Annotated in this window: 13 protein-coding genes; 8 read left to right on the plus strand and 5 right to left on the minus strand. The window is 68.8% G+C overall.

Features of this window, described 5'->3' with window-relative positions:
• Positions 1-206: 206 nt before the first annotated feature.
• The 3 genes from CV755_RS25145 to CV755_RS25155 all read left to right on the plus strand — a co-directional run bounded on the left by CV755_RS25145 (position 207) and on the right by CV755_RS25155 (position 3,083).
• Entirely contained in the window at positions 207-479 is a 273-nt protein-coding gene (locus CV755_RS25145; protein ID WP_109282550.1) for a DUF1876 domain-containing protein, read from the plus strand.
• Between the two features lie 221 nt (positions 480-700).
• The gene (locus tag CV755_RS25150) at positions 701-1,909 is read left to right on the plus strand and encodes a cytochrome P450 (RefSeq protein ID WP_109282551.1); all 1,209 of its coding nucleotides are present in this window, start codon (positions 701-703) and stop codon (positions 1,907-1,909) included.
• A gap of 13 nt (positions 1,910-1,922) precedes the next feature.
• A complete protein-coding gene (locus CV755_RS25155; protein WP_109282552.1) occupies positions 1,923-3,083 on the plus strand; it encodes a type III polyketide synthase in 1,161 nt (386 codons plus the stop codon).
• A 168-nt stretch (positions 3,084-3,251) separates the two neighbouring features.
• On the opposite strand, the gene CV755_RS25160 is transcribed toward CV755_RS25155, so the two are convergent.
• Complete coding sequence (locus tag CV755_RS25160; RefSeq protein WP_109282553.1) at positions 3,252-3,707, minus strand: tellurite resistance TerB family protein; 456 nt, start codon at positions 3,705-3,707, stop codon at positions 3,252-3,254.
• Between the two features lie 106 nt (positions 3,708-3,813).
• Entirely contained in the window at positions 3,814-4,848 is a 1,035-nt protein-coding gene (locus CV755_RS25165; protein WP_109282554.1) for a rod shape-determining protein, read from the minus strand.
• Positions 4,849-5,375: 527 nt separating this feature from the next.
• On the opposite strand from CV755_RS25165, the gene CV755_RS25170 reads away from it, so the two are divergent.
• Positions 5,376-5,615 (plus strand): DUF397 domain-containing protein, encoded by a 240-nt coding sequence (locus tag CV755_RS25170; protein ID WP_109282555.1) that lies wholly within the window; start codon positions 5,376-5,378, stop codon positions 5,613-5,615.
• Between the two features lie 39 nt (positions 5,616-5,654).
• Here the strand turns inward: CV755_RS25170 and CV755_RS25175 are convergent, their stop codons facing one another.
• Positions 5,655-6,143, minus strand: a complete 489-nt coding sequence (locus CV755_RS25175) for an ATP-binding protein (protein WP_109282556.1) — start codon at positions 6,141-6,143, stop codon at positions 5,655-5,657.
• Positions 6,144-6,465: 322 nt separating this feature from the next.
• Here CV755_RS25175 and CV755_RS25180 point away from each other — a divergent pair, with 322 nt between their 5' ends.
• From CV755_RS25180 to CV755_RS25190, 3 genes are all read left to right on the plus strand, one after another.
• Positions 6,466-7,329 (plus strand): helix-turn-helix domain-containing protein, encoded by an 864-nt coding sequence (locus tag CV755_RS25180; RefSeq protein WP_109282557.1) that lies wholly within the window; start codon positions 6,466-6,468, stop codon positions 7,327-7,329.
• 83 nt (positions 7,330-7,412) lie between these two features.
• A complete protein-coding gene (locus CV755_RS25185) occupies positions 7,413-8,879 on the plus strand; it encodes an aldehyde dehydrogenase family protein (protein WP_109282558.1) in 1,467 nt (488 codons plus the stop codon).
• A 96-nt stretch (positions 8,880-8,975) separates the two neighbouring features.
• Complete coding sequence (locus tag CV755_RS25190; protein WP_109282559.1) at positions 8,976-9,524, plus strand: DinB family protein; 549 nt, start codon at positions 8,976-8,978, stop codon at positions 9,522-9,524.
• Positions 9,525-9,561: 37 nt separating this feature from the next.
• Here the strand turns inward: CV755_RS25190 and gad are convergent, their stop codons facing one another.
• Positions 9,562-10,977: a glutamate decarboxylase gene (gene gad, locus CV755_RS25195; protein WP_109282560.1), complete on the minus strand. Its 1,416-nt coding sequence runs from the start codon at positions 10,975-10,977 to the stop codon at positions 9,562-9,564.
• A 139-nt stretch (positions 10,978-11,116) separates the two neighbouring features.
• The gene (locus CV755_RS25200) at positions 11,117-11,482 is read right to left on the minus strand and encodes a YbjQ family protein (RefSeq protein WP_109282561.1); all 366 of its coding nucleotides are present in this window, start codon (positions 11,480-11,482) and stop codon (positions 11,117-11,119) included.
• 231 nt (positions 11,483-11,713) lie between these two features.
• Here CV755_RS25200 and CV755_RS25205 point away from each other — a divergent pair, with 231 nt between their 5' ends.
• Complete coding sequence (locus tag CV755_RS25205; RefSeq protein ID WP_109282562.1) at positions 11,714-12,421, plus strand: DedA family protein; 708 nt, start codon at positions 11,714-11,716, stop codon at positions 12,419-12,421.
• The last annotated feature ends 5 nt before the right edge of the window (positions 12,422-12,426 follow it).

Raw genomic sequence — 12,426 nt, forward strand, 5'->3', positions numbered from 1 at the left:
TCTACCGGCATGCCGGCGAGCAGCGGTGGCGCCGTCGCACCAGGGGCGGCCGTACCTACTACCACGGCGGTGATGTGCGCCGGACGCTGGAGGGCCGCCGCTGACCGGGCTCCGGCACGGGCGGGCGGCCGTCTCCGGGTGCGGGGGGCGGCCGTCCGTGTCAGCGTGGTGGCAGGGGCCGTGCTGCGTGCAAGGAGGGAACCGCCGTGACCGGCACCAAGAGCTGGAGTGTTCACATCGACATCAAGGAACACGACCACACCGTCACCGCCGAGGCCAGGCTCAGTGGCAAGACCCCGGGCCCGATCGTCGGCGAGGGCACCGCTCGCTGCAACCCGGCCGATGAGAACGTCCCCGACATCGGCGACGAACTCTCCGTCGCCCGGGCGCTCAACCGGATCGCCGACCAGCTGCTGGACAAGACGATCAAGGACATCGAGTCGCACACCCATGAGCCGGTGCGCGGCCTGCGGGCCTGACCCCGGATCCGGCGGCAGCGGACGCCACCACAAGAAGGCGTTCACTCGACTGGGCTAAGTTCCCCGGCCACGTTCGGGCAATATGTGTTCCCTTTACATTGTTCAGTCCACAAATCGAGTGAATTGTGCAGCCGCAAGTGTGGCGCGCTTGCCAGCGCGGAACCGATCAGTAGATACCGGCGCGCCACCGGGCCGTGCCTTGGGTACAGGGGAGTGTTTCCATGACCACTTCGGAATCCGAACGGACATGTCCTTTCCGGCACGATGACGCCCTGGAACCAGACCCCTTCATGGCGCGGATGCGGGTGGAGGCGCCCATCGCCCGTGTCCGTATGCCCTATGGCGAAGGCGAGTGCTGGCTGGTCACGCGGTACGAGGACGTCCGCACCGTCACCCAGGACCGCCGTTTCAGCCGGGCCGCCGTCATCGGCCGGGACTTCCCGCGCATCACCCCCGCCCCCATCGTGCAGTCGGAGGCCATCAATGTGATGGACCCGCCCGCGCTCAGCAGACTCCGCCGCCTGGTCACCAAGGGCTTCAGCAACAAGCAGGTGGAGGAGCTGCGGCCGAAGACCCAGCAGGTGGTGGACGCGCTGCTGGACACCATGGAAGCGCACGGCCAGCCCGGCGACATCGCCAAGGACCTGGCCGGGAAGCTGCCGCTGACCACCATCTGCGAGCTGCTGCAGGTGCCGGCCGCCGAGCGTCCCCAACTGCGCAGCTGGGCCATGGCGATGATGTCCATGAAGCCCGCCGACCGGGAGAAGGCGGCCGAGGCCAAGGCCGGGCTGCGGGAGTACTTCGCCGAGCTGACCGCCGAGCGCCGCCGCAACCCCGGGGACGACCTGCTCAGCAACCTGGCCACCGCCGAGGTGGACGGGGAGCGGCTGGACGACAAGGAGCTGGCCGTGATGGGCATGCTCCTGCTGGTCACCGGCCATGACACCACCACCTATGAGATCTGCAACATCGTCTACACCCTGCTCACCCACCCCGCGCACCTGGCCCAACTGCGGGCCCGGCCCGAGCTGTTGCCCCAGGCCATCGAGGAACTGCTGCGCTACATCCCGTTCCGGCAGGGCGTGGGAATCCCCCGGGTCGCCCTGGAGGATGTGCAGCTCGACGGGGTCACCATCCGCAAGGGGGACGTGGTCCATGTCTCCTATCTGTGCGCCAACCGCGACGACCGGGCCTATGACCGGCCCGATGAGCTGGACTTCGAGCGGGAGGACCCGGCCCCCCATATGACCTTCGGCAATGGCTCGCACCACTGCCTGGGGGCGCATCTGGCGCGGATGGAACTGCAGATCGCCATCGGCACCCTGCTGCGCCGGTTCCCCGAACTGCGGCTGGCCGTACCGCCGGAGGAGGTGGAGTGGAACACCGTCTCCATCTGGCGCTACCCGCTCGCCCTGCCGGTCGCCTGGTGAAGGGGGCCTCGTCATGGCAACGCTCTGCAGACCGGCGATCGCCGTGCCGGAGAACATCATCACCAGGGAAGAGACCCTGGAGCTGGCCCGGACCCTGCATGCCGACCATCCCCAACTGGACCTGGCGCTCAGGCTGATCGGCAACACCGGCGTCCAGAAGCGGCATCTGCTCCAGCCGATCGAGGACACCCTCAAACACCCGGGCTTCACCGCGCGCAACGATATGTACGAGTCGGAGGCCAAGCGCCGGGTGCCCGATGTGGTCCGCCGGGCGCTGGCCCATGCCGAGCTGACCCCGCGCGAGATCGACATGATCGTCTATGTCTCGTGCACCGGCTTTATGATGCCGTCGCTGACCGCCTGGATGATCAACACCATGGGATTCCGCAGTGAGACCAGGCAGTTGCCGATCGCCCAGCTCGGCTGTGCGGCGGGCGGCGCGGCCATCAACCGGGCCCATGACTTCTGCAGCGCCTACCCCGAGGCCAATGTGCTCATCGTGGCCTGTGAGTTCTGCTCGCTGCTCTATCAGCCGACCGATCTGGGCGTGGGAAACCTGCTGTCCAACGGCCTGTTCGGGGATGCGCTGGCCTCGGCGGTGGTGCGCGGCCGGGGCGGCAGCGGGGTGCGGCTGGAGCGCAATGGCTCCCATCTGGTGCCGGACACCGAGGCCTGGATCTCCTATGGCGTCCGGGACACCGGCTTCCACTTCATCCTGGACAAACGGGTGCCGGGCACCATGGCGATGCTCGCCCCCGCCATGCGCGAGATGGCCGAGCCCCATGACTGGGATGTCTCCGGGCTGGACTTCTATATCGTGCACGCCGGCGGTCCGCGCATCCTGGACGACCTCTGCCATTACCTCGATCTGGAAGAGGAAACCTTCCGCTACAGCCGGGCCACCCTCACCGAGCGCGGGAACATCGCCAGCGCGGTGATCTTCGACGCCCTGGAGCGGCTCTGGCAGGACGGCGGGGCCGGACATGCCGCCCGCGGGGTGATCGCCGGGTTCGGCCCCGGCATCACCGCCGAGATCGCCCTGGGCACCTGGGTGGACCAGGGGCAGGTGAACGGCAGCGGCCGGGCCCGCGGACGGGCGGGGGACAAGGCCGGGAGCAAGGCCAGGGACAAGGCCGGGCGCAACGGCGGAGAGAAGCGCACCGCCGCCGTCTGAGCCCGCGAAGCGTCGGAGGGGAGCGCAGGTTGCTGCGGTGACCTGCGCAACTCCCGTTGCGCGCAGGGGTGTCTCGGTCGCACGTCACGTGCGGGTTGTCTGTGGCTGGTCGCGCCCACGCGGCGGAGCCGCATATCGCTTGGGCCCCGCGCCCCCTTGCGGGGCGCCCTAGACGTCGAACTCGGCCGGGTCGATGCCCACCGCGAAGCATGCCTCGCGCACCACGGCCCGCTCGTTCTTGTCGAAGTCCCCGTCGGCGCCGCCGATGACAATGCCTATCTGGATAACGGCCCGTGCCTCGGTGGGCTTCTTCTGCACCTTGCCGATGGTCTGCAGCAGGCTCACCTTGCCGAAGTCGTAGTCCACCGCCAGCTTGTGGCAGTAGTCGGCGAAGCGGGCCTGGAGATCGTCCGCCGGGAAGTTCCCCAGCACCTCATTGGTGGCGATCAGCGAGGCCACCTTCTGCCGCTCGGCGGCGTCCACCGAACCGTCCGCGGCCGCCACCAGGGCGCACATCGCCATGCCGGCGTCCCGGAACGCCCCGCTCTTGAGGTCGTGCTTCTTCGCGATCAGCTGGCCCTGCATCGTCGTGGCCGATTCCTTGAGCCGGTCCCAGAGCGCCATGTGCCTGTCTTCTCCTTGTTGCGATCCGGAAGAGTCGTGCACAGGCTGAACTGGCGGGAAGTTAAAGAAGTTCCCAAGGGATCGTCAGGAAATCCCCAGGGGGTCCTCAGCCGGTCTCCACCGTGGGCAGCGCCAGCGGCCGCACCCGGCCCTCCATCATCGCCCCCAGCCCCAGCACCGAGCAGTGCTCCGGATTGTCCGCGATGCGCACCGTCATCCCGGTGGCGTTCTCGATCATGGTGTCCAGCCCGGGCATCAGCGCGCTGCCCCCGGCCAGCATCACCCCCCGTACGCCCAGATCGGCCACCAGGTCGGGCGGGCAGTCGCGCAGCACCCGGCCCATGGCGTCCAGCACCGCGGTCAGCGGGGTGCGGATGGCGTCCCGGACATGGGCGGTGCTCACCAGCACGGTGCGGGACAGCCCGGTGGCGATGTCCCGGCCGCGTACCTCGGTCTCGGTGCCCGCCCCCGAACGGTCCGCCCGCAGCGCCATATGGAGCGGATAGAGCCCCTGGGTGGGCAGCATCAGCTCATGCTCGCTGCGCAGGTGCTGGATCACCGCGTAGTCCACCGCGTCCCCGCCCACCTGGACCTTCTCCGCGGCCACGATGGAGCCCAGGGAGAGCACCGCCACCTGGGTGGAGGCCGCCCCGCACACCACGATCATGGTCGCCTCGGGCTGCTCCACCGGCAGGCCGCAGCCGACCGCGGCCGCCACCAGGGTGTCCACCAGCTCCACCCGGCGGGCGCCCAGCCCGGTGAGCGTCTCCACCGAGGCCCGCTGGGCGATGGGCTCGGCGTCATGCGGCACACAGACCGCGGCCCGCAGCAGCGGCCGGCGCCGCCAGGCGCGGCGGATCTTGTCGCTGATCAGAAAGCGGAGCATCCGCTGGGCCATGTCGATGTCCACCACCGTGCCGCCGGAGACCGGCCGGACCACCCGGATATGGGCGGGGGTGCGCCCGGCCATGGCGGCGGCCGGATGGCCGACCGCGATCAGTGAGCCGGTTCTGGTGTTGACCGCCGCGATGCTCGGCTCATCCACGATCAGCCCGGTGTCCCGCAGATAGATACGGGTCCGGGACGCCCCGAGGTCGAAGGCGACGGTGCAGCGGCTCAGCTGTTGGAGGCTGAGGGACATCGAAGATCCTTCCCTGGGACCGGCGGATGGCAGGTTGAGGCTGCCGTCCGGCGGCCTTGCCGCCATCGTGCGCGGAGCGGGCGGCCGCCGCGCGCCGGGCTGCGCCGCCCGGGGGAGCGCGGGCGGAGACCGACACCCCCGTCGCCGGTCTCCGTCCCGCTCGCGAAGGAGTCTGCCAGGGGGGTCTGACAACGCCGGGGGCCGGCGGCCGGCCCCGGGGAGATTTCCGGCGGGCCCGGCCGCCGGTATTCAGCGGAAAACGGTCTTGAACCCGTTCCCGGTGACATTCCGGCGCGTATTCCAGAATGCCGGACGGCGGCACCCGTGCCCCGTTCCGCCACCTGGCTCCAGGCCGTGCATCGTGCCGCAGGGACAACGCGGTTGTAGCGGTGGGAACACCCAACGTGCACGTGCATCCGGTCATGCAGAAGCATATGAAGCGGCGTTATGATCCGGGGAAACAAAGGCAGTTGGCATCTCCGGGGAACCGATCGGAGATGTGCCCCGCGACGATCCGGGAGATCCCAGTGTCCCAGGTGTACAACGGCATGGCCGCATCGGGAATCCCGGGTGCCGTCTGGCACAAGAGCCGTCACTCCAACTCACAGGGGGCCTGTGTGGAGTTCGCGAAGTTGCCGGGTGGCGGGGTTGCGGTACGCAACTCCCGCCACCCGGATGGCCCCGCTCTCATCTACACCCCCGCGGAGATCGAGGCCATGTTGTCGGGGATCAAAGACGGCGAATTCGACTATCTGATAGCCGATTAGCCGCGATCCCCCAGCCGTTCCGTGCCACCGGTGACACCGTTATTCACGCGGCAGCCGGAACAGCGCCCAGACGACTTTGCCATGCAGTGCTCCCGCCAGTGGATGCCAGCCCCAGGCGTCACTGAAGGATTCCACCAGCATCAGTCCCCGGCCGCGTTCGTCCTCGGCACCCGCCGCCCCGCCGGCCGGGCTGTCCGCGCTGGGGTCGCGTACCGCGCACACCAGCCGGGAGCCCCAGCGCATCAGATGCAGGCGTATCGGGGACTCCTGCCCCTTGCCCGGGGGGCCGGACGGCAGGGCGTAGCGCAGCGAGTTGGTCACCAACTCGGAGACCACCAGCGAGACATCGTCAAAGAGGTGCTGAACTCCCCAGCCCTGCAAGGTCGTTCTGGTGAAGACCCGAGCGGTGCGGACCGCTTCGAACCGGGGTGGGAGGGCGCAGGAGGCGGAGTCGGACACCGCGGATGCGTCATTCCCGGGCAGCCCTCGCCAGACCGGGGAGAGCACAGTCGATCCTTCGGTACCCATCCGAGGCACTCCTGCAATCGTGGACGTGACAGAGCACGTGTGCGAGCCCCATGGTTCCCAATGCCTACGCCGGATGCAAGGGCAGATGCACGTGCACGAGAGGGATTTGGGGGCGCACAGGGGGGTTGGCGGCAATTCTTCCTACGGTCCATGCGGTAGTGCACCCCCGGTGCCCCCGCCCATGGCCGGTATCGGTAACCGCATGGGCACGCAACGGCGCCGAAAGATGGCAGACTTCGGCGCCAGAGGCCGCGGGGGTCGCCTCCGGAAAGGTCGGGCACGTTCCACACCGGGAACAGGACCGGAAGGAAGGGTCGCAGAGATGACCACGAGCGAGTCGAGCGGTTCCGTGGTACGCCGCATACTTCTTGGCTCACAGCTCAGGAGGCTGCGCGAGTCACGGGGCATCACACGGGAAGCGGCCGGGTACTCGATCCGTGCGTCCGAATCGAAGATCAGCCGTATGGAGCTGGGGCGGGTGAGCTTCAAGACGCGGGACGTGGAGGATCTGCTGACGCTCTACGGGATCACCGCCGAGTCCGAGCGCGAGGCGCTGCTCGGCCTGGCCCGGGAGGCCAACATCGCGGGCTGGTGGCACAGTTACGGCGACGTCCTGCCCAGCTGGTTCCAGACCTATGTGGGCCTGGAGGGCGCCGCCTCCCATATCGGCATCTATGAGGTGCAGTTCGTCCACGGCCTGCTGCAGACCGAGAACTACGCCCACGCCGTGGTGGTGCGCGGGCAGCCGGGGGCGGAGCAGGCGGAGATCGAACGCCGGGTCTCGCTGCGCATGGAGCGGCAGAAGCTGCTGTTCTCCGAGCGGGCGCCGGCCTTCCACGCGGTGCTGGACGAGGCCGCGCTGCACCGCCCCTATGGCGGGCCGGCGGTGATGCGCGGCCAGCTGCAGCATCTGATCGACCTGTCCGAGCAGCCCAATGTCACCCTCCAGGTGATGCCCTTCGAACACGGCGGCCACTCGGGCGAGAGCGGCGCCTTCACGGTGCTGCGCTTCCCCGAGTCGGACCTGCCCGACGTGGTCTATGTGGAACAGCTCACCGGGGCCCTCTACCTGGACAAGGCCGAGGAAGTGGCGCAGTACGAAAGGGCGATGGAGCGGCTGCGCACGGACAGCCTCAGCCCCCGGGACACCCGGGAACTCATCAACTCGCTGCTTCAACAAGCCTGATACATAAGTACGATGACGGCCAGTCAGTAGGTCTGGACCCGTGCGGGCCGATGAGGTCCCGCACTCTCGGACAGGGATGGTGCATGTCGTACTCCTCCTACTTCAGCGAGCTGGCCTGCCAGTACATCGACGGTGAGTGGCGTGCCGGGACCGGCTCTTGGGACATCGTGGACTTCAACCCCTATGACGGGGAGAAGCTCGCCTCCATCACCGTGGCCGGCGCCGAGGAGGTCGATCAGGCCTACCGCGCCGCCGAGCGGGCCCAGCGGGTGTGGGGACGCACCAACCCGTACACCAGGCGGCTGGTCTTCGAGCGGGCCATCCGCGTCATAGACGAGCGGGAGAAGGAGCTGGCCGAGGCCATCATGGCCGAGTGCGGCGGAACGGCCGTCAAGGCGGCCTTCGAGCTCCAGCTGTCCCGGGAGTTCCTGCGCGAGGCCATCCAGCTGGCGCTGCGCGCCGAGGGGCGGATCCTGCCCTCACCGGACGACACCAAGGAGAACCGGCTCTACCGGGTGCCGGTGGGCGTGGTCGGGGTGGTCAGCCCGTTCAACTTCCCCTTCCTGCTGTCCATGAAGCCGGTGGCCTCGGCGCTGGCGCTGGGCAACGCGGTGGTGCTCAAACCCCATCAGAACACTCCGGTTTGCGGTGGCACCCTGGTGGCCAAGGTGCTGGAGGAGGCGGGGCTGCCGGGCGGGGTGCTCAATGTGGTGGTGACCGATATCGCGGAGATCGGTGACGCGCTGATCGAGCACCCGGTGCCCAAGGTCATCTCCTTCACCGGCTCCGACAAGACCGGCCGTCATGTGGCCATGGTGGCCGCCCGGCACTTCAAGCGGACGGTGCTGGAACTGGGCGGCAACAGCGCGCTGGTGGTGCTGGACGACGCCGATGTGGACTACGCCGTGGACGCCGCGGTTTTCAGCCGTTTTATCCATCAGGGGCAGGCGTGTATGGCGGCCAACCGGCTGCTGGTGCACCGCTCCCTGGCGGCGGAGTTCACCGAGAAGTTCGTCGCCAGGGTCAAGGAGCTGCGGGTGGGCGACCCCACCGACCCGGACACCCAGATCGGTCCGCTGATCAACGGCGGCCAGGCGGAGGCCATCACCGCCCTGGTGGACCAGGCCGTCGCCGAGGGCGCCACCGCACTGCTGCGCGGCAAGACGGTGGGCACCCTGGTGGAGCCCTCGGTGCTCACCGACCTGCCCGCCGACGCCGCCGCGCTCCGGCAGGAGATCTTCGGCCCGGTCGCGCTGATCATCCCCTTCGACGACGAGGAGGAGGCGCTGCGCATCACCAACGACACCCCCTTCGGCCTGAGCGGCTCGGTGCACACCGCCGACACGGAACGGGGCGTACGGTTCGCCAGGCGGGTGGACGCGGGGATGTTCCATGTCAACGACGGGACCATCCACGACGAGCCGATCGTGCCCTTCGGCGGGGAGAAGCACTCGGGGGTGGGGCGGCTGAACGGGGACGCCATGGTGGAGGCGTTCACCAGCTGCAAGTGGATCTCCATTCAGCACGGGCGGAGCAGATTCCCGTTCTGATTCCCGTTCCGGTTCCGATCTAGGACGTCAACTGGCCTAGTGGCCGCCTACCGTTGGACCGTCCCAAGCGACGTTATGTGACGAAAGGCGGACGCTATGCCCACTCCCGTGATCGAGAAGGACGCCACCGATGAACGCGGCACCCTGCTCGCCTTTATCGACGGCCAGCGCGACGGCATCCGCAACGCGGTGTTCGGGCTGACCGAGGAGCAGGCGGCCTCCCGGCCGAGCGCCAGTGAGCTGTCGCTGTCCGGACTGCTGAAGCACGCGGTGGATGCCGAGGCGGGGTGGATCGCGCGGGCGAAGCGCAAGGAGCCGGAGGTGATCGACGAGGCCGCCATGGCCAGGTGGCGGGACAGCTTCCGGCTCACCGGGGACGAGACGGTGGCCGGGGTCCTGGCCCGCTGGGAGGAGGTCGCGGCGGAGACGGAGCGCTTTGTCCGCTCGGTGGCGAATCTGGAGGAGACCTTTGAACTGCCCCCGGTGCCCTGGATGCCGGAGAGCCGGACCGTCTCCATCCGCTGGATGCTGCTGCACCTGGTGGAGGAGCTGGCCCGGCACGCGGGGCATGCGGATGTCATCCGGGAGTCGCTGGACGGCAAGAACGAGTACGAGCTGGCGCAGGAGGTGGCTGCCCAGGGCTAGCGGCTCGCGCCCCTGACGGGGCGCACCGGCGCAGGCTCTAGTGGTGGAAGGCGGTATCCACCCGTTCCGGGCGGTCCAACGGCTCGTGCTGGCGCCGGAGTTCCGGCAGCAGTGAGGTCAGGTCGTCCATGAAGAGGTCGGCCAGATCGAGGGTGAAGCCATTGCGGCAGACGATGCGCAGCACCGAGAGGTCCTCGCGGTTGGGCGGGAAGGAGTAGGCGGGCACCAGCCAGCCGCGTTCCCGCAGCCGCCGAGAGACATCGAAGACGCTGAAGTTGTCGATGCCCTTGGCCGTGGTGAAGGCGAACACCGGCAGCTCGTCGCCACGGGTCAGCAGCTCGAAGTCGCCCAGTTCGGCGATGCGTTGGGCGAGGGTGGTGGCCACCTCGCGAGCGGTCTGCTGGACGGCGCGATAGCCCTCCCGGCCCAGCCGCACAAAGGTGTAGTACTGGGCGGCCACTTGCGCGCCCGGACGGGAGAAGTTGAGCGCGAAGGTGGGCATGTCACCGCCCAAGTAGTTGACGCGAAAGACCAGTTCCTCCGGAAGCGCCGCCCGGTCCCGCCACAGCGCCCAGCCCACCCCCGGATAGACCAGGCCGTATTTGTGCCCGGAGGTGTTGATGGAGGCCACCCGGGGGAGCCGGAAGTCCCACACCAGGTCCTCGTCCAGGAAGGGCGCGATCATCGCGCCGGAGGCGCCATCCACATGGACCGGGATGTCCAGGCCGGTGCGCTCCTGGAGCGCGTCCAGGGCGGCGCACACCTCGGCCACCGGCTCATAGGAACCGTCGAAGGTGGAACCCAGTACCGTCACCACCCCGATGGTGTTCTCGTCGCAGAGCTCGGCCGCCGCGCCCGGGTCCAGGTGGTAGCGCTCGCCCTCCATGGGCACCTGGCGGGCCTCCACCTCCCAGAAGTTGCAGAACTTCTCCCAGCAGACCTGGACATTGGCGCCCATCACCAGATTGGGGCGGGCGTCGGCGGAGGGGTAGCGGTCGGCGTTGGCCCGCGCCCAGCGCCGTTTGAGCGCCAGGCCGGCCAGCATGCACGCCTCGCTGGAGCCGGTGGTGGAACAGCCCACGGCCGCCGCCGGATCGGGGGCGTTCCACAGGTCGGCGAGCATGGTGACGCAGCGCTGCTCCAGCTCGGCGGTGCGCGGGTACTCGTCCTTGTCGATGATGTTCTTGTCCCGGCACTCGGACATCAGCACCCCGGCCTGCGGCTCCATCCAGGTGGTGACGAAGGTGGCCAGGTTGAGCCGGGAGTTGCCGTCCAGCATCAGCTCGTCGTGTACGAACTGGTAGGCGGCGTGGGGAGTTATGGGCTTCTCGGGGAGGCAGTGGCGCGGCGGTGAGACGACCAGGTCGGCGACCGGGTCGGCCTCGCCGTAGAAGGGATTGAGGGAGTAGCCGCGTTTGGCGGACTGGTCGTGCATGCCCTTGTGCAGTGCCATGCAGGGTTGCCTACCACGCGAGTGGGGCTCGCATGCCGGGCATCCTGGCGGCCTTTCCTGGGGCAGACCGTTCCTGGTACCGGGGGTACCAGGACGCTCTGGTGTGCCGGCTGACGGCGTTCCGATTGCCGGCGTTCGGCTACTGCTGAGGGGAGATCACCACGGCCGTGCCATAGGCACAGACCTCGGTACCGACGTCCGCCGCCTCGGTGACGTCGAAACGGAACGCCAGCACCGCGTTGGCGCCGCGCGCCCGCGCCTGCTCCACCAGACGCTCCATGGCCTGGTTGCGGGTCTGCACCAGGGTCTTGGTCAGGCCCTTGAGCTCGCCGCCGATCATCGACTTCAGCCCGGCGCCGATCTGGCTGCCGATGTTCCGCGAGCGCACGGTGAGGCCGAAGACCTCGCCCAGCACCCGGTCCACCCGGTAGCCCGGAATGTCATTGGTGGTGACCACCAGCACATCGCTCTGTGTCTGGCCGCTGCCGAAATCCTCGATGCCCATTACATCCACCTTCGTCGTGCGGTATGCCGTTCGAGGATCCTGACGCAGGCCGGGGCGGCCTGGTTGCCCCGCCGTGCCGAGGCCCTGCCGGCACCCCGCCGGCCAGCAGGAACGCGGGCCGTACCGAGGGCGTTATACCTTGGGAACAACTTGGGGCCGCAGACCCCGCCCCCAGCCTGTGCCCCGGGCCTCGCACGAGCCGGTGCCCCTGACCCAGGAGCCCTTTCCTTGATGACGACCCTCGCGGCCGGCCCGACGCAGTGGCTGGACTCGGACTACCTGATCAACCAGTTCGGACTGTTCGGTGTGCTGGCCATCGTCTTCGCCGAGTCCGGCCTGCTGATCGGTTTCTGTCTGCCCGGTGACTCGCTGCTGTTCACCACCGGCCTGCTGGTCACCACGGGCAAGCTCAGCGGCTATCCGCTGTGGGCGGTGTGCGCCCTGGTGGCGCTGGCGGCCGTGCTGGGCGACCAGGCGGGCTATCTGTTCGGGCGCAAGGTGGGGCCGTCGCTGTTCCGGCGCCCGGACTCCCGGCTCTTCAAGCAGGAGAATGTCGAGAAGGCGCACGAGTTCTTCGAGAAGTACGGACCGAAGTCGCTGGTGCTGGCCCGCTTTGTGCCGATCGTCCGGACCTTCACCCCGATCATCGCGGGCGTGAGCCGGATGAGCTACCGCTCCTTCCTGATCTTCAACATCATCGGCGGCACCCTGTGGGGCTGCGGCGTGACCCTGCTCGGGGCGGCGCTGGGCAATGTGGAGTTCGTACGCAAGAACATCGAGCTGATGCTGGTGGCGATCGTGCTGGTCTCGGTCGTCCCGGTGGGCATCGAGGTGCTGCGGGCCCGGGGCAAGGCGAAGAAGGCCCCGCCGGTCGCCACCGGGCACCAGGAGGGCGTGCCGCAGCAGCGGATGCCGCGCGGCCGTCATGCCCGTCGCTGACGACT

Source organism: Streptomyces orinoci, assembly GCF_003121295.1.
GTDB lineage: Bacteria > Actinomycetota > Actinomycetes > Streptomycetales > Streptomycetaceae > Streptomyces > Streptomyces orinoci.

Bases quoted from the DNA above. Each gene is read 5' to 3' on its own strand.
- CV755_RS25150 (WP_109282551.1), top strand. From the start codon at position 701: ATGACCACTTCGGAATCCGAACGGACATGTCCTTTCCGGCACGATGAC.
- CV755_RS25205 (WP_109282562.1), top strand. From the start codon at position 11,714: ATGACGACCCTCGCGGCCGGCCCGACGCAGTGGCTGGACTCGGACTAC.
- CV755_RS25160 (WP_109282553.1), bottom strand. From the start codon at position 3,707: ATGGCGCTCTGGGACCGGCTCAAGGAATCGGCCACGACGATGCAGGGC.
- CV755_RS25190 (WP_109282559.1), top strand. From the start codon at position 8,976: ATGCCCACTCCCGTGATCGAGAAGGACGCCACCGATGAACGCGGCACC.
- gad (WP_109282560.1), bottom strand. From the start codon at position 10,977: ATGGCACTGCACAAGGGCATGCACGACCAGTCCGCCAAACGCGGCTAC.
- CV755_RS25180 (WP_109282557.1), top strand. From the start codon at position 6,466: ATGACCACGAGCGAGTCGAGCGGTTCCGTGGTACGCCGCATACTTCTT.
- CV755_RS25155 (WP_109282552.1), top strand. From the start codon at position 1,923: ATGGCAACGCTCTGCAGACCGGCGATCGCCGTGCCGGAGAACATCATC.
- CV755_RS25175 (WP_109282556.1), bottom strand. From the start codon at position 6,143: ATGGGTACCGAAGGATCGACTGTGCTCTCCCCGGTCTGGCGAGGGCTG.
- CV755_RS25200 (WP_109282561.1), bottom strand. From the start codon at position 11,482: ATGGGCATCGAGGATTTCGGCAGCGGCCAGACACAGAGCGATGTGCTG.
- CV755_RS25165 (WP_109282554.1), bottom strand. From the start codon at position 4,848: ATGTCCCTCAGCCTCCAACAGCTGAGCCGCTGCACCGTCGCCTTCGAC.
- CV755_RS25185 (WP_109282558.1), top strand. From the start codon at position 7,413: ATGTCGTACTCCTCCTACTTCAGCGAGCTGGCCTGCCAGTACATCGAC.